Origin of the sequence: Streptomyces sp. NPDC047061 (genome assembly GCF_040643955.1) — a bacterium.
Taxonomy (GTDB): domain Bacteria; phylum Actinomycetota; class Actinomycetes; order Streptomycetales; family Streptomycetaceae; genus Streptomyces.
Genome location: NZ_JBEYVI010000006.1, coordinates 28,423 through 47,873 on the forward strand (window position 1 = coordinate 28,423; position 19,451 = coordinate 47,873).

General features: G+C 70.6%; 15 protein-coding genes and 1 pseudogene. 9 read left to right on the forward strand and 7 right to left on the reverse strand.

Annotation, left to right across the window (positions count from 1 at the left end; all coding sequences use genetic code 11):
* Positions 1–313 precede the first annotated feature (313 nt).
* The 4 genes from ABZ887_RS12365 to ABZ887_RS12380 all read left to right on the forward strand — a co-directional run bounded on the left by ABZ887_RS12365 (position 314) and on the right by ABZ887_RS12380 (position 7,080).
* Entirely contained in the window at positions 314–1,384 is a 1,071-nt protein-coding gene (locus ABZ887_RS12365; protein WP_361287336.1) for an LCP family protein, read from the forward strand.
* Between the two features lie 242 nt (positions 1,385–1,626).
* Positions 1,627–3,351, forward strand: coding sequence for an LCP family protein (locus ABZ887_RS12370; protein ID WP_361286795.1), 1,725 nt, complete (start codon positions 1,627–1,629; stop codon positions 3,349–3,351).
* 191 nt (positions 3,352–3,542) lie between these two features.
* A complete protein-coding gene (locus tag ABZ887_RS12375) occupies positions 3,543–5,267 on the forward strand; it encodes an LCP family protein (RefSeq protein ID WP_361286798.1) in 1,725 nt (574 codons plus the stop codon).
* A 259-nt stretch (positions 5,268–5,526) separates the two neighbouring features.
* Positions 5,527–7,080, forward strand: a complete 1,554-nt coding sequence (locus ABZ887_RS12380; RefSeq protein ID WP_361287339.1) for an LCP family protein — start codon at positions 5,527–5,529, stop codon at positions 7,078–7,080.
* Positions 7,081–7,104: 24 nt separating this feature from the next.
* Here the strand turns inward: ABZ887_RS12380 and ABZ887_RS12385 are convergent, their stop codons facing one another.
* Positions 7,105–8,154, reverse strand: a complete 1,050-nt coding sequence (locus ABZ887_RS12385; protein ID WP_361286801.1) for a glycosyltransferase family 2 protein — start codon at positions 8,152–8,154, stop codon at positions 7,105–7,107.
* A gap of 249 nt (positions 8,155–8,403) precedes the next feature.
* Here ABZ887_RS12385 and ABZ887_RS12390 point away from each other — a divergent pair, with 249 nt between their 5' ends.
* Positions 8,404–9,855, forward strand: coding sequence for an LCP family protein (locus ABZ887_RS12390; RefSeq protein ID WP_361286804.1), 1,452 nt, complete (start codon positions 8,404–8,406; stop codon positions 9,853–9,855).
* Between the two features lie 153 nt (positions 9,856–10,008).
* Here the strand turns inward: ABZ887_RS12390 and ABZ887_RS12395 are convergent.
* Positions 10,009–10,556, reverse strand: a pseudogene (locus ABZ887_RS12395) (acyl-CoA thioesterase).
* A 118-nt stretch (positions 10,557–10,674) separates the two neighbouring features.
* Between ABZ887_RS12395 and ABZ887_RS12400 the strand changes: the two are divergent.
* On the forward strand, positions 10,675–11,982 hold the full coding sequence (locus ABZ887_RS12400) for an LCP family protein (RefSeq protein ID WP_361286807.1): 1,308 nt from the start codon (positions 10,675–10,677) through the stop codon (positions 11,980–11,982).
* 74 nt (positions 11,983–12,056) lie between these two features.
* Here the strand turns inward: ABZ887_RS12400 and ABZ887_RS12405 are convergent, their stop codons facing one another.
* Together ABZ887_RS12405 and ABZ887_RS12410 are read right to left on the reverse strand one after the other, a co-directional pair.
* The gene (locus tag ABZ887_RS12405) at positions 12,057–12,422 is read right to left on the reverse strand and encodes a four-helix bundle copper-binding protein (protein ID WP_361286810.1); all 366 of its coding nucleotides are present in this window, start codon (positions 12,420–12,422) and stop codon (positions 12,057–12,059) included.
* Positions 12,423–12,602: 180 nt separating this feature from the next.
* On the reverse strand, positions 12,603–13,760 hold the full coding sequence (locus ABZ887_RS12410; protein ID WP_361286813.1) for an acyl-CoA dehydrogenase family protein: 1,158 nt from the start codon (positions 13,758–13,760) through the stop codon (positions 12,603–12,605).
* Positions 13,761–13,937: 177 nt separating this feature from the next.
* On the opposite strand from ABZ887_RS12410, the gene ABZ887_RS12415 reads away from it, so the two are divergent.
* Positions 13,938–15,281, forward strand: a complete 1,344-nt coding sequence (locus ABZ887_RS12415; protein ID WP_361286816.1) for a UDP-glucose/GDP-mannose dehydrogenase family protein — start codon at positions 13,938–13,940, stop codon at positions 15,279–15,281.
* A 195-nt stretch (positions 15,282–15,476) separates the two neighbouring features.
* Here ABZ887_RS12415 and ABZ887_RS12420 read toward each other — a convergent pair whose 3' ends face one another.
* A complete protein-coding gene (locus ABZ887_RS12420) occupies positions 15,477–15,983 on the reverse strand; it encodes a CGNR zinc finger domain-containing protein (protein ID WP_361286819.1) in 507 nt (168 codons plus the stop codon).
* 117 nt (positions 15,984–16,100) lie between these two features.
* Between ABZ887_RS12420 and ABZ887_RS12425 the strand changes: the two genes are divergently transcribed.
* Positions 16,101–16,460 (forward strand): VOC family protein, encoded by a 360-nt coding sequence (locus ABZ887_RS12425; protein WP_361286822.1) that lies wholly within the window; start codon positions 16,101–16,103, stop codon positions 16,458–16,460.
* A 39-nt stretch (positions 16,461–16,499) separates the two neighbouring features.
* The gene (locus ABZ887_RS12430) at positions 16,500–16,889 is read left to right on the forward strand and encodes a VOC family protein (RefSeq protein WP_361286825.1); all 390 of its coding nucleotides are present in this window, start codon (positions 16,500–16,502) and stop codon (positions 16,887–16,889) included.
* A 55-nt stretch (positions 16,890–16,944) separates the two neighbouring features.
* Here the strand turns inward: ABZ887_RS12430 and ABZ887_RS12435 are convergent, their stop codons facing one another.
* Entirely contained in the window at positions 16,945–18,042 is a 1,098-nt protein-coding gene (locus ABZ887_RS12435) for a dipeptidase (RefSeq protein ID WP_361286828.1), read from the reverse strand.
* Positions 18,043–18,270: 228 nt separating this feature from the next.
* Positions 18,271–19,449 carry a dipeptidase gene (locus ABZ887_RS12440; protein ID WP_361286831.1) on the reverse strand — a complete coding sequence of 393 codons (1,179 nt, stop codon included), beginning with the start codon at positions 19,447–19,449 and terminating at the stop codon, positions 18,271–18,273.
* Positions 19,450–19,451 lie beyond the last annotated feature (2 nt).

Below are 19,451 nucleotides of genomic sequence, written 5' to 3' on the forward strand. Positions count from 1 at the left end.
GGACCAGGCGCCCGCCACCGACAAGCAGGAGCCGATCGCGCCCACGCGGCGGAGCCGCAGATCAACACAGCCCCGCGCCCCCAAGAAGGTGGGACCAGGCGCCCGCCACCGACAAGCAGGAGCCGATCGCGCCCACGCGGCGGAGCCGCAGATCAACACAGCCCCGCGCCCCCAAGAAGGTGGGACCACTCACCCGTCTGGAGTAGTTGCCGCCGCCCCCGCCCCCGCCCCGAGGCACTGTTGAGGGGTGACCGACGTCGTAGGGGCATCCGCCACCGGGCACGGGCTTGCCCGGCGGTGTCGGCGGCGTTGGATACGGGGGGTGGCCCTCGGGGCCGGGGTGCTGCTCTTCGGGGCCGTCGGTGGCGGCTGGGCCCTCTACGCCAAGCTCAGTCACAACATCACCGCCGACGACGCGGCCGCGGCCGAGCTCGCCCGGTACGAGCGGGAGAGGCCCACGGAGCTGGTGCGGGGCGCGCAGAACATCCTGCTGATCGGGTCGGACAGCCGCGCGGGGGACGGGAACCGTCGCTACGGCAAGGATTCGGGCACCCAGCGGTCCGACACCACGATCCTGCTGCATCTCGCCCGCGACCGGCGCAGCGCCACCGCCGTCTCGCTGCCCCGGGACCTGATGGTGCACGTGCCCGGCTGCCTGCGCGGCGACGGGCGGCGCAGCGAGCCCTCGTTCACGCTGTTCAACTCGTCGTTCGAGGTGGGGGGTTCGGCCTGCACCGTGCGAACGGTGGAGAAACTCACGGACATCCGTGTCGACCATTACGCCGTCGTCGACTTCAGCGGGTTCAAGGACATGGTCGACGCGATCGACGGGGTGACGGTGTGTCTGAAGAAGCCCATCGACGACAAGGCGGCGAAGCTGCGGCTGCCCGCCGGGCGGGTCACGCTCGACGGGGAGCAGGCGCTGGGGTACGTACGGGCGCGCAAGTCGCTCGGGGACGGCAGTGACACCGGGCGGATGGACCGGCAGCAGCAGTTCCTGGGGGCGCTCGTCAACAAGGTGCAGAGCAGTGACGTGCTGCTGAACCCGGCGAAGCTCTATCCGCTGCTGGACTCGGCGACCTCCGCCCTCACCACCGATCCCGAACTGGCCAGTCTGCGCGGCCTGTACCAGCTCGTACGCGGGCTGCGGGGCATCCCCACGGACCATGTGCAGTTCCTCACCGTCCCGCGGGAGCCGTATGTGTATGACTCCAACCGCGATCAGCTCAAGGCGGCCAAGGCGGACGCGCTGTTCGCGCTGTTGCGGGCCGACTCGCCCGTGAAGGTCGCGGACTACGTCACGGGCGAGAAGGATCCCTCTGACGAGAACTCCGCGGCGACCACGTTTCGCGGTAACACCGCCGCCGAGGACAGGTGCACGTAAAGCACACGCCAAGGCGGCGAACTTCCGCGCCGCTCATTGTCAGTTAAATGAGACGGATTGCCCGCTTGTAGGGAGGATGAATTTGTCACTGGCGTCACTCGACGCTGAACTGGGCGGATAGTGTGAGCGCTCCGGTGCACCCGGCCGCGAGGTCCGTCCTGGGGTCGTGCACCGCGAAACGTGACCGAGCGCCTTGATGGGGGGAAGGCGCCGCGTGGCCCCGACGGAGGATTCGGACAACCGTGGACGCGCAAGGCCGTGGGCGGGCGGACAACATCGATCCCGCAGACCAGTGGGTACTCAATCCGAACACCGGCGAATACGAACTGCGACTGACGCCTTCCGCACCGCAGTCGTCGGTACCCGGGCCGCGCAGGCCCGCCTCGCCGGGCGCCGCCGCGGGCGGTGCGCGGGAGCCGCGGGAGACCGCGAGCTCGGAGGTGCCGGAGCAGCGCAGACGGCGCGGTGAGCCCGAGCCGCCGGCGGGGCGGCGCTCGCGGCGGCAGCCTGTGAAGAAGAAGTCGAAGGCGAAGAAGGTCCTGCTGTGGACCGGCGGGACGATGGCCTTCGTGCTGGTCGCCGCCTCGGCCGCCGGCTACCTGTACATCAAGCACCTCAACGACAACATCACGTCGGTCTCCGACGACGGCGCGAGCACCGGTGGTTTCAGCAAGGACAAGGCGATCAACCTGCTGATCATCGGCACCGACAAGCGGACGGGCTCGGGCAACGAGGGCTACGGCGACGCCGGCAGCGTCGGGCACGCCGACACCACGATCCTGCTGCACATCTCCAAGGACCGCTCGAACGCCACCGCGCTGAGCATTCCGCGTGACCTCATCGTCGACGTGCCCGACTGCCAGACACAGCAGTCGGACGGGAGCGAGAAGGTCATCGCGGGCACCGAGAACGTCCGGTTCAACACCAGCCTCGGCCAGGACGGCCGTACCGCCAGCTGCACCGTGCGCACGGTGACCGAGCTGACCGGGATCCAGGCCGACAACTTCATGGTGGCCGACTTCAACGCGGTCAAGACGCTGACCGACGCGGTCGGCGGGGTCGAGGTGTGCCTGGCCAAGGACATCGACGACTCGGACTCGCACCTGAAGCTGTCCAAGGGCACCCACAACATCTCCGGCGAGACCGCGCTGGCGTTCGTGCGCACCCGGCACTCGGTCGGCTTCGGCGGTGACCTGAGCCGGATCCAGCTCCAACAGCAGTTCCTCAGCGCCCTGATGCGCAAGCTCAGCTCCAACTCGACGCTCACCAGCCCGACCAAGCTGCTGAAGCTGGCCGAGGTCGGCACCAAGGCGCTCACCGTCGACTCCAAGCTGGACAGCATCTACAAGCTGAAGGACCTCGGTCTGGAGCTCGGCAAGCTCAACCCGAAGAACCTGACCTTCACCACCATCCCGGTGCTGGACAACCCGGCGGAGAAGGTGAAGGCGACCGTCGTGCTCAACGAGACGAAGGCCCCCGCCGTCTTCCAGGCGATCAAGGACGACGTCTCCTTCACGGCCGTCAAGAAGAAGCAGGCGCAGGCCAGCAAGGACGCGGCCGCCGCCCGCCTGGAGGGCTCCAAGTCGGCGGCCTCCGCGGTGCGGGTGCGGATCCTCAACGGCGGGGCCCCGGCCGGCAGCGCCCAGGAGACCCTCAGCTGGCTGCAGAACCAGGAGGGCGTCCTCAAGTCGGAGAACGCCGGCAACGCGGACGCCGCAGTGAGCAAGACCACCCTGGAGTACGCGCCCGACCAGGCCGACCAGGCGCGTGAACTGGCCAGCCTCATGGGGCTGTCGGGCTCCGCGATGAAGCCCGGGAAGAGCGTGATCAACTCCCAGGGCCTGCCCGCGATCACCCTGACGCTGGGCAAGGACTTCCAGGGGGCGGGAGTCTCCCTCACCACACCGACAAAGGCGCCGGACGTGGACAGCAAGACGACGGCGGACAAGGTGACCTGCGCCAAGTAGGCCAAGTAGACCGGCGCGACGAAGAGTTACGCCCGGCGACCGCCAAGTAACAGCGAATAAGCAGGTAACCCTATGGGTCCGTCACGCGTCTAACCGGGCGCGGGGCGGACCCGTGTGGTCCGTGTGGCGTCCGATGGGGGGCGTGGCGGCGGGCCCGTGTGCGCAGGGCGCAGGGTGGGGAGGGCAGGGAGTTGACGCAGAGCGATGTGCGGGGGGAGGAGGTGCCTGCGGTCGAGGACACGATGTCCCTCGCACCGAAGGCACCCCGGGCGCCGGGCAGACCCGGCGGCGGACCTCGCAAGGACGGTGCGGGGGACGGCGCGAAGGGCGGCGCCAAGGCCGGCTCGGGCGGTGACTCGCCCGGCGGCCCGAACGGCGGCCCGGACGGCGGCCGGGGCAGGAACGGCGGGCGCGGACGGCGGGTGCTGCGCTGGTCGGCGACCGTGCTGTCGGTGGTGGTCCTCGGCACGGCCGGTGCCGGTTACCTCTACTACCAGCACCTGAACCGCAACATCCACAAGGGCCAGCGCGACATCGGCGACGCCAAGGCGCACAAGTCCGCGGCGAACGCGGCCGGTCAGACGCCGTTGAACATCCTGCTGATCGGCTCCGACAGCCGTAACTCCGACGAGAACGTGAAACTCGGCGGCGCCAAGTACGACCGGGGCAGCCCGCCGCTCGGCGACGTGCAGATGCTGATCCACCTGTCGGCGGACCGCAAGAGCGCGGCGATGGTGAGCATCCCCCGGGACACCCGCGTCGACATCCCCAAGTGCACGGACCCGGACACCGGCAAGGTGTACGCGGCGACCAACACCATCATCAACGAGTCGCTGGCCCGCGGCGGCGCCGGCTGCACGCTGGCCACCTGGGAGAACCTCACCGGGGTCTACATCGACCACTGGATCACGATCGACTTCGCGGGCGTGGTGAACATGGCCGACGCCATCGGCGGCGTCGACGTCTGTGTGAACCAGAACGTGTGGGACCGGCCGACGGCCGCGGTGCCCGGCGGCTCCGGGCTGAAGATGACGGCCGGCACGCACAAGGTGCAGGGCGAGCAGGCCCTGCAGTGGCTGCGCACCCGGCACGCCTGGGGCAGTGACCCGCTGCGGGCCAAGGCCCAGCACATGTACCTCAACTCGATGATCCGGACGCTGAAGGGGCAGAACGTCTTCACCGACACCGGCAGGCTGATGGACCTGGCCGAGGCGGCCACCAAGTCGCTGACGGTCTCGGAGGAGATCGGCAGTCCGAAGAAGCTCTACGACCTGGGCATGCAGCTCAAGTCGGTGCCGACGGACCGCATCACCTCGCTCACCATGCCGAACGTCCAGGACCCGCAGAACCAGGACCACCTCGTGCCGGACGGCGCCAACGCCGCCAAGATGTGGCAGATGCTCCGCGACGACGTGGCGTTCGACAAGAACGGCGGCACCGAGGAGAGCAAGAAGAAGGCCACGGCGAGCGCCACGCCCACCAAGGAACCGTCCGTCTCCGCGGGCAGCCTCGGCGTGCTGGTGCAGAACGCCACCGGTACGGCCACCGAGGCCGCGGTCGGCGGCCGGGCCCGGGCGCTGGCCCGGGTGCTGGCCGGCAAGGGCTACCCGAAGGCGGCGGCGGACACCTCGGCGGCCGCGCAGTCGGTGGAGAAGACGGTGGTCCAGTACCCGAGCGCGGACCTGCAGGGCGACGCCCAGGCGGTCGCCAAGGCACTGGGGATCCCCACCGGTCAGGTGCAGCAGACGACAAATGTGTCGGGTGTCACGCTCGTCGTCGGCGCCGACTGGCGGGACGGGACGGCGTACCCGAAGCAGTCCGCGCCGAAGGCCGGTGACCTGCCGGACAACGCCGACGCCATCAACGGTTCGGACACCAAGCAGTGCATGGACGTGTACGCGCCCTACCGCTGGTAGCGGGCCGTGCCGCCGGTCCTGCACAGGGGCCGTACAAGGTTCTCGTACAGGGTCATTACAGGCGGCACGGTCTCTTCACACACAGGTCCGCACAGGTAAGCACAGGCAACTCCTAAACGGCTGCACGACACTGCCGCCGTGCTTCAGGTTCCCGGGAGTTCCGGGTGTGGCGGCAGGTGTGAGCGGGAGGGCGGGCAAGGTGGTGCACAGCAGTGTGCGGGGGGAGGTGTCCGACGTGGTGTCCGCGGTCGAGGACACCATGTCTCTCACGCCCCAGGACGGTGGCGGCGGCCTGCAGGGCAGACGCGGTACGGACGGTGACCGAAAGCGCCGCAGGCGCCGGATCGTCCGCTGGTCGGCCTCGATCCTGGTGCTGGCCATGGCCGGCACCGCCACCGCCGGATACCTGTACTACGAGCACCTCAACGGCAACATCAAGAAAGAGAACCTGAACAACGCCGACGCCAAGGACCGCGCGACCGCGTCCAAGGCGAACGCGGCCGGTCAGACCCCGCTGAACATCCTGCTGATCGGCTCCGACGCCCGGGACACCGCCGAGAACCAGAAGCTGGGCGGCGCCAAGGACATCGGCACCGCCGCCCGGGCCGACGTCCAGATGCTGCTGCACGTGTCCGCCGACCGCACCAACATGTCGGTGGTGTCCATGCCCCGCGACACCCTGGTGTCCATCCCCAAGTGCACCGACTCGAAGACCGGCAAGGTCTACGCGGCCAGCACCGACACGATGACCAACGCCTCCCTGGAGCGCGGCGGGCCCGGCTGCACGGTGGCCACCTGGGAGAAGCTCACCGGCATCCACATCGACCACTTCATGATGGTCGACTTCTCCGGCGTGGTGTCCATGGCGGACGCGATCGGCGGGGTGCCGGTGTGCGTGGACGCCAACATCTACTCGCACACCTCCACCGGCCACGGCTCCGGCCTGAAGCTGAAGAAGGGCACCACCTCCGTCAAGGGCAAGCAGGCCCTGCAGTGGCTGCGCACCCGCTACGGCTTCGAGGACGGCAGTGACATAGCCCGGACCAAGGCCCAGCACATGTACATGAACTCGATGGTCCGCCAGCTGCGTTCCAACGCCACCCTCAGCAACCCCGACAAGCTCCTGGGGCTCGCCGAGACGGCCACCAAGGCGCTCACCGTCGACACCGGCCTCGGCACGGTCACCAAGCTCTACGACCTGAGCAAGGAGCTGAAGAAGGTCCCCACGAACCGCATCACCATGACGACGATGCCGTTCGTGTACTCCTCCGACGGCAACCGGGTCCTGCCCAAGCCCACCGACGCGGCCAAGCTGTGGCGGCTGGTCCGCGAGGACGTCGCGCTGGACGGCAAGGACAAGAAGAAGACGACGACGACCACGACGAAGGTCACCGACAAGGCGGCGGCCGACGGCAAGATCGCCGTGCAGGTGCAGAACGGCACGAAGAGCAGCACGGAGACCGCCGTCACCGGCCGGGCCGCCGCCGTCACCCAGCTGCTGGTCGGCAAGGGCTTCACGAAGGCGGCCGCCGACTCCTCGGCGCTGCTGAGCGAGGACCAGACGCTGGTGCGCTATCCGAGCGCGGACCTGGCGGGCGACGCCCAGCGGGTCGCCAAGGTCCTGGGCATCCCCACCAGCCAGGTGAAGAAGTCCACGGCCGTGGACGGGGTCACCGTGGTCGTGGGCGCCGACTGGCGCTCGGGCACCAAGTACACCGCCGACGACGATGACACCACCCCGGCGTCGGCGAACGCCCTCAACGCCTCGGACACCAAGGCGTGCATGCACGTCGACCCGGACTACACCTGGTAGCCCGGGCCGGTCTCGCGGGGGTGCTCAGCTGCCGGTGGAGCTGAGCACCGCCGGGCGGCGGGACGCGATGACCCGCTTCGCCAGGGCCTTGGGGCTGGTCAGGAAGCCGTACCCCCACGACATGTGCATGGTGGCGAGGGCGACCGGGATCTGCAGCCGTGCCTTCAGCGACAGCCCCTTGCCGGCCGGGAGGGACCCGGCGACGATCGCCGCGAGGTAGCCGCCGGGGACGACGAACCCGAACGGGGTGACCAGCGCGCCCACGACGATCCCCGCGGCTATCGCGCACACCGCCGTCGGCGGGGCGAGGTAGCGCAGGTTGATGGAGCCCTCGTGGTAGCGGGCGACGACGTGCCGCCAGCGGCCGTAGTCCTTGTACTGCTTGGCGAGCGCCTTCACGCTGGGCCGCGGCCGGTACGACACCCTCAGCTCCGGCGAGAACCAGATCAGCCCGCCGGCCTCGCGGATCCGGAAGTTCAGCTCCCAGTCCTGGGCGCGGACGAACTCCTCGTTGTAGCCGCCCTGTTGCTCCAGCGCCTCGCGCCGGAAGACACCGAGGTAGACCGTGTCGGCGGGCCCGGCCTCGCCGCCCGTGTGGAAGGCCGCGTTCCCGACGCCGATCTTCGAGGTCATGGCCGCCGCGACCGCGTCCTCCCAGGCGTTCTCGCCCTCGGCGTGCATGATGCCGCCGACGTTCATCGCGCCGGTCTCCGCCAGGAGCCGTACCGCGGTGGCGATGTAGTTCGGGGAGAGCATGCCGTGGCCGTCGACACGGACCACGATCGGGTGCCGGGAGGCCTTGATCGCGGCGTTCAGCGCGGCCGGGGTGCGCCCGGTCGGGTTCGGCACGGTGTGCACGCGCTTGTTCTCGGATGACGCGGTCTCGGCCACGAGCTGGGCGGCGATCTCGTCCGTGCGGTCCTTGGACGGACCGAGGGCGATGACGACCTCCAGCTCGCCGGCGTACTCCTGCGCGAGGATCGCTTGGACGGCCCCGCGCAGGTGCCGCTCCTCGTCGAGGACGGGCATGATCACAGAAACTGCGGGGTGCCGCACGTCGGGCTTGGCGTTCATAGGGGGCTCACGTTACCGCGAACGGGGGACACCGGTGCGCGCCGCACGGGCGGTGGGGCGGGCTGAAGGTCGTATCGGCCTACGGTGCTCACGGATCCCACGTACGGCCTCGTCCGGAGGTGTCCTTTGTCCGCCAGCCCGCCCCGGTCCCCCGCCCGGCCCGTCCGGCCGCAGCGCCGACCGCAGCCCACCCGTCAGGCCCCGCGGCCGCCGGTACGACCCAGGAGGCCCCGGCGGCCGCGCTGGGCCATGCGGGCCGTGACCACGCTCTCGGTGGTGGTGCTGGCGTCGGCCGGGATCGGGCACTCCGTGATGGCCGGCCTGGACGCGGACATCGCCCGGGTCGACCCCTTCAAGGACATGAAGAACCGTCCCGCCCCGGGCCACGGTATGAACGTGCTGCTGGTCGGCACCGACGGCCGTGACCAGATCACCGAGCACGAGCGGCGGAAGTACCGGCTGGGCGGGGCGCCCTGCCACTGCACCGACACGATCATGATCGTGCACATCTCGGCGGACCGGGAGCGGGCGACCGTGGTCAGCCTGCCGCGCGACTCGTACGCCGAGGTGCCGTCGCACGTCGACGAGGCGACGGGCCGGACCCACCCCGCACACCCCATCAAGCTGAACGCGGCCTACGCGGAGGGCGGCCCGCAGCAGACCGTCCGCACCGTCGAGGACATGACCCACCTGAAGATCGACCACTACCTGGAGGTCGACTTCATCACGTTCATGCGGACCGTGGACGTGCTCGGCGGGGTCCCGATCTGCACCGCCCAGCCCCTGAAGGACTCCTACACCGGCCTGCACCTCTCCCCCGGCACGCACACCCTGAACGGCGGCCAGGCCCTGCAGTACGTCCGCTCCCGGCATGTCGACGCGGCGAGCGACCTGAGCCGGATGAAGCGGCAGCAGCAGTTCCTGGCGGCGCTGATCGAGCGGGCGACGTCGAACGGGGTGCTGCTCAACCCGATCAGGTTCCGGGACGTGACGCGGGCGGTGCTGGGGTCGGTGCGGGCCGACACCGGCTTCGGCACGGACGAACTGCTCGACCTCGGCCGGGCGATGCGCAACTTCTCGCCGTCCTCGTCCGAGTTCACGACCGTCCCCATCGGGGAGCTCGGGTACGTGGTGAAGGGCATCGGCTCGACGCTGAAGTGGGACCGGGCCGGAGCGGACCGTCTGTTCCAGTCGCTGCGCGAGGACAAGCCGCTCGCGGCAGCGACGCCGGCGCCCGCGCACGCGGCCACGCCGGCGCCCTCGCCCTCGCCATCGCCCTCGCCCTCTCTCGCGCCGAGGCCGCAGGGGGCACAGGGGCCGGCGCCGGTGACGGTGGAGGTGGCGCCCGCGACGATCCGGGTCCAGGTGGAGAACGGCACGGGTACGGCGGGGCTGGCGCGGCGGATGGACGCGGCGCTGGCGGCGACGGGCTTCGCGACGAACCACCGGCCGGTGACCGCCGCCCATCGTGACCTGGGGCGGACGGTGATCTCCTTCGACCCGCGGTGGGACCGCTCGGCCCGCTCGCTGGCGGCGGCCCTGCCGGGCAGCGTGCTGCGGGCCGTGCCGGGGCAGGGGCCGGTGCTGCGGGTGACGGTGGGGGCGGACTTCAAGGGGGCGGTGCGGACGGTACGGGCGGCTGCGCCGGTGCCGCCGAAGGTGGAGGCTTCCGTCATCCGGGGGGACGAGAAGGTCTGCTGAGGGTCGTCGGTCGTCGGTCGGCTGCGGGCCGGTGGGGTTGCTCGCACAGTTCCCCGCGCCCCTAAAGGGGCGCCCTGCAGCGCCCCTTCTTTTGGGGGCGCGGGGAACTGCGCGACCAGCCCCCACGCACCCGCGGCCGAGACACGACCCGCGCTAGTCCACGTACCCTTCGGCCACCCTGCGCTCGCGCAGCTCCCTGATGTCCCGCCGCCTCGCGAGCCGGTGCGTGCGTCTGATCTGGGCCTCCTGGTAGCGCCGGCGGTCCCGGTCGGTCTCCGGCAGGACCGGCGGCACCCGGCGCGGCTTGCCGTCGGCGTCCACCGCCGCGAAGACGAGGTAGGCCGAGCCGACCTGGGTGGCGGGCGTCGACTCGTTCCAGCGCTCGGCGAGGACCCGCACCCCCACCTCCATCGACGTCCGGCCGGTCCAGTTGACCTGGGCCTTGACGTGGACCAGGTCGCCGACGCGGACCGGCTCCAGGAACGCCATCTCGTCCATGGACGCGGTGACGGCGGGACCGCCGAGTGGCGGCCGGCGACCGCGCCCGCCGCGTCGTCCACGAGCTTCATGATCACACCGCCGTGCACCGTCCCGAGGAGGTTGGTGTCGCTGTGGGTCATGATGTGGCTCAGCGTGGTCCGGGACGCGGACGTCGGCTTGCCGGGTATATCGGATTCCGCCTCGGGGGCCTGGTCTGTCATGGCCCCCACCTTATGCCGAGGGACAATCGCGGAATTTGTGTCGGGTTCGCAACAGCGGTGCCCTGATTTTCCGACGACCCTTGTAAGAGGCATGGCCGCTGCCTGCACACTGGGGCCCATGAACGAATGGCCCGAGGGGCGGTCGAACGACAACCGCGGCAACCAGTACGGACGCGGTAGCGCAAGCGCGCAGCCTGAGGGCGCCCGCGTGATGCGCCAGGTACGACGCGGAGAGCCGTCGGCACCGCCGTACGGCGCCCCGCAGCAGGGCGGCGGGTACGGCGGGGTCCCGCAGCAGCCGTCGTACGGCGGCGGGTACGGAGACGGTGGCGGTGGCGGTGGCGGGTACGACGGCTACGACAGCGGCTACAACACCGGCCAGGTCTACGGCGGCGGCCCCGGGGGCGGTGGTCCCTCCGGTACGCCCGAGCGCGGGCCGCGGCCGGCTCCGAACTGGCGCAGGCGGATCAAGTGGACCGCGATCGTCGTCCTGAGCGTGCTGATCGTCACATCCGTCTCGACCTACTTCTGGGCCGACTCCAAGCTGCACCGGGACGTCGACCTGTCCAAGGTGATCGACCGGCCCGCGGCGGGCAAGGGCACGAACTACCTGATCGTCGGTTCCGACAGCCGCAAGGGCATGTCGGCCGAGGAGAAGAAGAAGCTGCACACGGGGTCGGCCGAGGGCCAGCGCACCGACTCGATGATGATCCTGCACGTCGGCGACAACGGCGACACGCTGATCTCCCTGCCCCGTGACTCGGACGTGGAGATCCCGTCGTACCAGGGGTCGACGTCCGGCAAGGTCTACAAGGGCACCGGCCGCCACACGAAGCTGAACGCGGCCTACGCCGAGGACGGCCCGACCCTCCTCGTCCGCACCGTCGAGTACAACACCGGTCTGCACATCGACCACTACGTGGAGATCGGCTTCGCCGGCTTCGCGGACATCGTGGACGCGGTCGGCGGTGTCACGATCACCATCGACAAGGGCTTCAAGGACAGCTACTCGGGCGCGAACTTCAAGGCGGGCAAGCAGACCCTGAACGGCGAGGAGGCCCTGGCCTTCGTCCGTACCCGGCACGCCTTCGCCACGTCCGACCTGCAGCGCACCAAGAACCAGCAGAAGTTCCTGGCCGCCCTGGCCCACCAGGTGGCCACCCCGTCGACGGTCCTGAACCCCTTCAAGCTCTACCCCACCCTCGGCGCGGGCCTCGACTCCCTCACCGTCGACAAGGACATGAGCCTGTGGGACCTGGCGTCGATGTTCTTCGCGATGAAGGACGTCAACGGCGGCGACGGCGTCTCGATGAACATGCCGATCTCCGGCTCCACGGGCGGCAACCTCGTCTGGGACAAGACGAAGGTCAAGACCCTGGTCGACGAGCTGAAGAACGACGAGAAGGTCACGGTCTCCGGCAACTGACCCGACGGCCGGGCCGTCCCGACGGCGGGCAACGCGAGATGGGGAAGGGCCGGGCGCCCTTCCCCATCGGCGTGTCACATGGGCATGGCCGCCATCGAGCGGCACATCTCGGCGCAGCGGCCACACGCGTCCGCGCAGCGCTTCATCTGCGGGTCGTCCGGCATGGTCATACACGCCTCGGCGCACATGTCACAGGCCTTGGCGCACATCGCGCACATCTCGGGCGAGAGCGGCGAGCGCCGCATCATCATGTCGGCGCACATCCGGGTCGCCTCGGAGCAGTCCATCAGCGCGCGCATGATGCGCATGTGGGCCTGGCCGCCCTCCATCGACATGCAGGAGCTCATGGTCTCCTCGCACATCGTGTGGGTGGCCATGCACATGTTGACGCAGTCCTGCATCTGCTTGGACATGGCCGTCATGGGTCCGGTCTGGGTCATGGCTCCTCCAGGGTGGGGTGCGGGGTCCGGGGTGTTCCCCGTCTGGTTCTCGTCCTAAGCCCGACCGTCCGGTAGTGCCATTCGGCAGCGGCATTCGGCAACGGCATGCGGCAGCGGCGTTCGGCGCCGAAGCCGAAGAAGGCGCCCCGAAGGGCGCCTTCTCGTCGGATGCCGGTGCGGTTACGGCAGGTTGCGGGCCATGACGATCCGCTGGACCTGGTTGGTGCCCTCGTAGATCTGGGTGATCTTCGCGTCGCGCATCATGCGCTCGACCGGGTAGTCGCGGGTGTAGCCGTAGCCGCCGAGGAGCTGGACGGCGTCCGTGGTGACCTCCATGGCGACGTCGGAGGCGAAGCACTTGGCCGCCGCGCCCTGGAAGGTGAGGTCGGCGTCGCCGCGCTCGGAGGCGGCCGCGGCCTGGTAGGTGAGGGCGCGGGCGGCGGCGATCTTCATGGCCATGTCGGCGAGCATGAACTGGATGCCCTGGAAGTCGGCGATCGGCTTGCCGAACTGCTTGCGCTCCTGGACATAGCCCTTGGCGTAGTCGAGGGCGCCCTGGGCGACCCCGAGGGCCTGGGCGGCGATGGTGATCCGGGTGTGGTCGAGGGTCTTCATGGCGGTGGCGAAGCCGGTGCCCTCGGCGCCGATCATGCGGTCGGCGGGGATGCGGACGTTGTCGAGGTAGACCTCGCGGGTCGGCGAGCCCTTGATGCCGAGCTTCTTCTCCGGGGCGCCGAAGGAGACGCCCTCGTCGGCCTTCTCCACGACGAAGGCCGAGATCCCCTTGGTGCGCTTGTCCGGGTCCGTCACGGCCATCACCGTGTAGTAGTCGGAGACGCCCGCGTTGGTGATCCAGCGCTTCACGCCGTTGAGAATGTAGTGGTCCCCGTCGCGGACCGCCTTCGTCTTCATGCCGCCCGCGTCGGAGCCCGCGTCCGGCTCGGAGAGGGCGTACGAGAACATCGCGTCGCCCTTGGCGAGCGGGGTCAGGTACTTCTTCTTCAGGTCCTCGCCGCCGGAGAGGATCACCGGAAGCGAACCCAGCTTGTTCACGGCCGGGATGAGGGAGGACGACACACAGGCGCGGGCCACCTCCTCGATCACGATGACCGTGGCGAGCGCGTCGGCGCCGGCACCGCCGTACTCCTCGGGTACGTGCACCGCGTGCAGGTCGTTGGCGACCAGGGCGTCGAGCGCCTCCTGCGGGAAGCGGGCCTCCTCGTCGACCGCGGCGGCGTACGGGGCGATCTTCGCCTCGACCAGCGCGCGGACGACGTCACGGAGCATGTCGTGCTCCTCGGACGGGCGGTACAGGTCGAAGTCAGCCGATCCGGCCAAGGTCTCTCACTCCAGACGCAGTGGTGCTGACGCTAATTACTGTTAAGTAACTCAAAGTTTAGAACGCGGCCCACGGATAGGTCACGTGAGCTTGGCGACAGCGGGAAAGTTGCCCGGAAGACGGCCCGGTTATGCTCGGGCCGCAGCCTGCACCGACGTCCCCGAGCTGGAGCATTCATGAGCCTCAAGATCACCGTGATCGGCACCGGCTATCTCGGCGCCACCCATGCCGCGGCCATGGCCGAGCTGGGCTTCGAGGTGCTCGGGCTGGACGTCGTACCCGAGAAGATCGCGATGCTGGAGCGCGGCGAGACCCCGATGTACGAGCCGGGCCTCGACGAGCTGCTGCGCCGGCACGTGGCCGGCTTCGAGGGCTCCAGCGGTCGGCTGCGCTTCACCACCGACTGGGCCGAGGTCGGCGCCTTCGGCGACGTCCACTTCGTCTGCGTGAACACCCCGCAGAAGCACGGCGAGTACGCCTGCGACATGTCGTACGTCGACTCCGCGATCGCGTCGCTGGCCCCGCATCTGACCGGGCCCGCCCTCGTCGTCGGCAAGTCGACGGTGCCGGTCGGCTCGGCGGAGCGGCTGGCCGCCTACCTCGCCGAGCACGCGCCGGCCGGGGACGGCGCCGAGCTGGCCTGGAACCCGGAGTTCCTGCGCGAGGGCTTCGCCGTCCAGGACACCCTGCACCCCGACCGGATCGTGGTCGGCGTGCGCAGCGAGCGGGCCGAGAAGCTGCTGCGCGAGGTGTACGCGACGCCGGTCGGCGAGGGTACGCCGTTCGTGGTGACCGACTTCCCGACCGCCGAGCTGGTGAAGACGTCCGCGAACTCCTTCCTCGCGACCAAGATCTCCTTCATCAACGCCATGGCCGAGGTCTGCGAGGCCGCGGGCGGCGACGTCGCCAAGCTCGCCGAGGCGATCGGGTACGACGACCGGATCGGGAAGAAGTTCCTGCGCGCCGGGATCGGGTTCGGCGGCGGCTGCCTGCCGAAGGACATCCGGGCGTTCATGGCGCGGGCCGGTGAGCTGGGCGCCGACCAGGCGCTGACCTTCCTGCGCGAGATCGACTCCATCAACATGCGGCGCCGGGGCCAGATGGTCGAGATGGCCCGGGAGGCGCTGGGCGGCGGGTCCTTCCTCGGGACCCGGGTCGCGGTCCTCGGCGCGACGTTCAAGCCGGACTCCGACGACGTGCGTGACTCGCCGGCGCTGAACGTCGCCGGGCAGATCCAGCTGCAGGGCGGCCAGGTGACCGTGTACGACCCGAAGGGGATGGACAACGCGCGGCGGCTGTTCCCGACACTCGGCTACGCCGTCAGCGCCGAGGAGTGTGTGCGGGGGGCCGACGTGGTGCTGCACCTCACCGAGTGGCGGGAGTTCAGGGAGCTGGATGCGGCGGCGCTGGGTGGGATGGCCGCGAAGAGGGTGATCCTCGACGGGCGTAACGCGCTGGATCCCGAGGTCTGGCGGCGGGCCGGGTGGACGTATCGCGCGATGGGGCGGCCGACCGCCTGAACCTGCAGGCCGTATGGGGCTGGTCGCGCCCACGCGGCGGAGCCGCACATCGATACAGCCCCGCGCCCCTTTGGGGCGCGTCCACTCAGGGCGTCAAAAACGACACCGGTTCGGCCGAGGCTCAGTCGGCCGAACCGGTGTCTTGTTGCATTCTGCACCACGCGGCACACGCGTGACCGGTGAACCGGCTGTGCCTTACCGGTCCTTGGCCCGGTAGCGGCGCATTTTCTGGCGTGACCCGCACACCTGCATCGAGCACCAGCGGCCACGGCCGGCCGGGCTGCGGTCGTAGTACGCCCAATGGCAGGTGTCGGCCTCGCAGGCCTTGAGGCGGGTCCAGGTGCCCTCGATCGCGGCGGTGGCGACGGCCGCCGCCGTGCGGGCGAGCAGCCCGTCCTCGTCGGCCGGCAGGAGGCGGGCCGAGCCGTCGGCGGGGTCCACGGCGACGTACAGCCGGGCCTCGGCGAGCAGCTCGCCCAGGGGGGTGACCTCGCGGTGCGGGGGGTACCCGGCGTGGGCGAGCAGGGCGGCGCGCAGGGACTCGCGCAGGACGCGGGCCGGTGGGAGTTCGGCCTCCGTGATGCCGAGGCGTGCCCTGCCGTCCGCCGTGTCGAGCGCGTCGGCGCCCGACTCCAGGTCCAGCGTGTTCACCAGGGCCTCGACCAGGGCCAGGCCGCCCGGCGCGGGCGATCTCTCACTCATCTCTGCAAGTTACCTCCCCAATCCGGTTGCGACGTTACCTCCAGTGCGGGAGCATGCGGTAACCGACGTTACTGGTTGACCGGCTTTACAGGTAACTCCGTCTTCGAGGAGGAAGTCATGGCTCTCGCCAAGCTCGGTGTCGTCGTCCTGGACTGTCCCGACCCGTCCGCGCTCGCCGGTTTCTACGCCGGGGTGCTGGGCGGCAGCGTCGAGGGGGACGGGGACTGGGTGGACCTGGCGGTGCCCGGCGGGCAGGCGCTGGCGTTCCAGAAGGCGCCGGGGTTCGTCGCGCCGCAGTGGCCCGCGCCCGAGGACTCACAGCAGTTCCACCTGGACCTGGTGGTGGACGACCTGGACGCCGCCGAGAAGGGGGTGCTGGAGCTGGGCGCGAAGCCGCTGGACGCGGCGGACCGGGAGCGCACCTTCCGTGTGTACGCCGACCCGGCGGGGCACCCTTTCTGTCTCTGTGCCTGCTGAGAGAAACCTGCCGAGAGTCTGCTGAGAGAAGGAGGACCCATGGCGTCCGTCGCCCGTCTGCGCAACGTGGTGATCGACTGTCCCGACCCGCGCGCGCTGGCCGCCTTCTACGCCGCCGTCGTCAGCGGCACCCTGGTGGCCGAGGAGGACGACTGGGTCGTGCTGAGGCTGCCGGACGGGCTGCGGCTGGGGTTCCAGCTGGCGGAGGGGTACACACCGCCCGAGTGGCCGCGGGCCGACCACGGCTCCCAGCAGTTCCATCTCGACCTCGACGCGGGTCCGACGTGGGAGGACGTCGACGCGGCGGAGAAGAAGGTGCTGGCGCTGGGGGCGCGGCTGCTGCGGCGGGAGGAGGACCCCGTGGCGGAGGACTTCCGGGTGTTCGCCGACCCGGCCGGGCATCCGTTCTGCCTCTGCCGCATCGACTGACCGGCTGATCGGCTGACCGGGTCTCGGCCGGGCAGGTCCCGGACGGTCCCGCCGGTCAGGCCTCGGTGTCGGTCGGCCGGGGCGGGCTCGCTTCCCTGCGGCGCTGGGTCGCTCGGGCGGTGAAGTCGGCACTGCGCAGGGCCCGCTGGACGTTGCCCCAGGTCAGCAGGGAGAGTTCGGTCTCCGACCAGTCGCGTCGGAGCAGCTCGGCGATCAGGTGGGGGTAGCGGGAGGTGTCGGCGAGGTCGCGGGGGTGGGCGACGCCGGTGTCGTAGGTGCCGGAGAGGGCGACGCACTCGGGGCCCGCGACCACGCGGACGTGGTCGAGGTGGTCGGCGACGTCCGGGACGGACGGCCCGGTCTGCTCGGCCGTCAGCGGCACCATGCAGAGGCCCTTCTGCTCCCCCAGCCGCGCGAGCAGTTCGTCGGAGAGGTTGGCGGGGTGCGGGCGTACGGCCGCGGCGGCGGAGCGGGTGCACAGGACCGGTGTCTTGGAGAGCGCGAGCACCCGGGCGAGCGCGGCCTCCGGGGCGCCGGACAGGTCGGCGAGCAGCCCGAGCCGGTTCATCTCCCGGACCACCTCCTCGCCGAACCGGGTCAGCCCCGTCTCCCCCGCCCAGGCGGCACCGGCCAGGGAGAGCACCCGCAGGCCCAGGGACTGCAGGACCCGCAGGATGCCGAGGGAGTCGTCGAGGGCGGCGGCGGGGGCCGGGCCGAGCACCACGGCGACCCGGCCGCAGTTGCGGGCGTCGATGACCTGCCCGGCGGTGCGCACCAGCCGGAGCCCCTCCGGGTGTGCCTCGACCACCCGGCGCACCAGGTCCAGCTGCTCCAGGGTGGCGCCCACGGCCCGGTCGCCCCGCTCCCGTTCCGGCACCTGCAGCGACCAGAAGAGCGCGCCCACGTGCCCCTCGCGCAGCCGGGGCACGTCCGTGTCCACAGCCGCCTCGCCCAGCTCCAGGTCGTACCAGGGCAGCCGCGCGAGCGCCCGGGGCAGCCCGCTGTAGCCGTCCGCGACCGGATGCGCCTCCAGCAGCGCGTGGGCCCGTTCCAGGAACGCGGCGCCGGACTCCACCGGGAACGGGTCGTCGGGGAGACAGTCCTCCCTGCCGACCTCGGTCGTGGTGTGGATGTCGTGCTGGAGGTCGGCCATGAAGGGCTCCGTACGTCGCTGTGACCTACGTCGTGAAGGGGCTGTAGCCCACCGTCGCACGGCTGCCCGGGAGGGTTCCTGGTGGACGGGGCGTTCGGGGGTACGCCTGTCCCCCCGCCGGGCCGCGGTGCCCGGTCGTGCCGCCGCACGCACGAGGGCGGAGCCGCCGGCCGCACCGGCTGCCCCGCCCTCACGATCGGTCGATCGACCGGTCTGCCGATCTGCCGATCAGCCGTCCAGTTCGGAGAGGGTCGCGTGGGACGGTCCCCGCGTCTCCTGGAGGTCCCGGGCCACGTCCTCCGCCGCGCCCAGCACCCGGACCGCGTTCTGCCAGGTCAGCTTGGCCAGGTCGGACCGGGACCAGCCGCGGTCCAGCAGTTCGGCGACGAGGTTGGGGTAGCCGGAGACGTCGTTGAGGCCGTCGGGGGTGAAGGCGGTGCCGTCGTAGTCGCCGCCGATGCCGAGGTGGTCGACGCCGGCGACCTCGCGCATGTGGTCGAGGTGGTCGGCGACCGTGGCGGTGGTGGCGATCGGGCGGGGGTGGCTCTCCTCGAAGGCCCGGTGGATCTTCATCGCGTCCTCCGTGGTGTCGAGGTGGTGGAAGCCGTGGGCGCGCATGTTGTCGTCGGCCGCCGCCGTCCAGTCGACCGCCGCCTGGAGCACGAACTTCGGCACGAACGTCACCATCGCCATGCCGCCGTTGGCGGGAAGGCGTTCGAGGACGTCGTCCGGGATGTTGCGGGGGTGGTCGCAGACGGCCCGGGAGGAGGAGTGGGAGAAGATCACCGGTGCGGTGGACGTGTCGAGGGCGGCGCGCATGGTCGTGGCCGCCACGTGGGAGAGGTCGACCAGCATGCCGAGGCGGTTCATCTCCCGCACCACCTCGCGGCCGAAGGCCGACAGACCGCCCACGTTCGGCTCGTCGGTCGCCGAGTCCGCCCAGTCGTTGTTGTCGTTGTGGGTGAGCGTCATGTAGCGCACACCCAGCTCGTACAGACCGCGCAGGGTGCCCAGCGAGTTGTCGATGGAGTGGCCGCCCTCCGCCCCCATGAGCGAGGCGATACGGCCCTCCGTGCGCGCCGCCTCCATGTCCGCGGCGGTCAGCGCGGCCCGCAGGTCGGCCGGGTAACGGGCGATCAGCTGCCGTACGCAGTCGATCTGTTCGAGGGTCGCCGGAACCGCGCCCGGCAGGTCCGAGCGGACGTACACCGACCAGTACTGCGCACCCACCCCGCCCTCGCGCAGACGCGGGATGTCGGTGTGCAGATGCGCGTTCTGGTGGGTGGCGATGTCACGGGCGTCGAGGTCGTAGCGGACCTGCTCGCGCAGTGCGTACGGCAGGTCGTTGTGGCCGTCGACGACCGGGAACTCGCGCAGCAGGGACCGGGCTTCGTCGGATGAGGTCATTG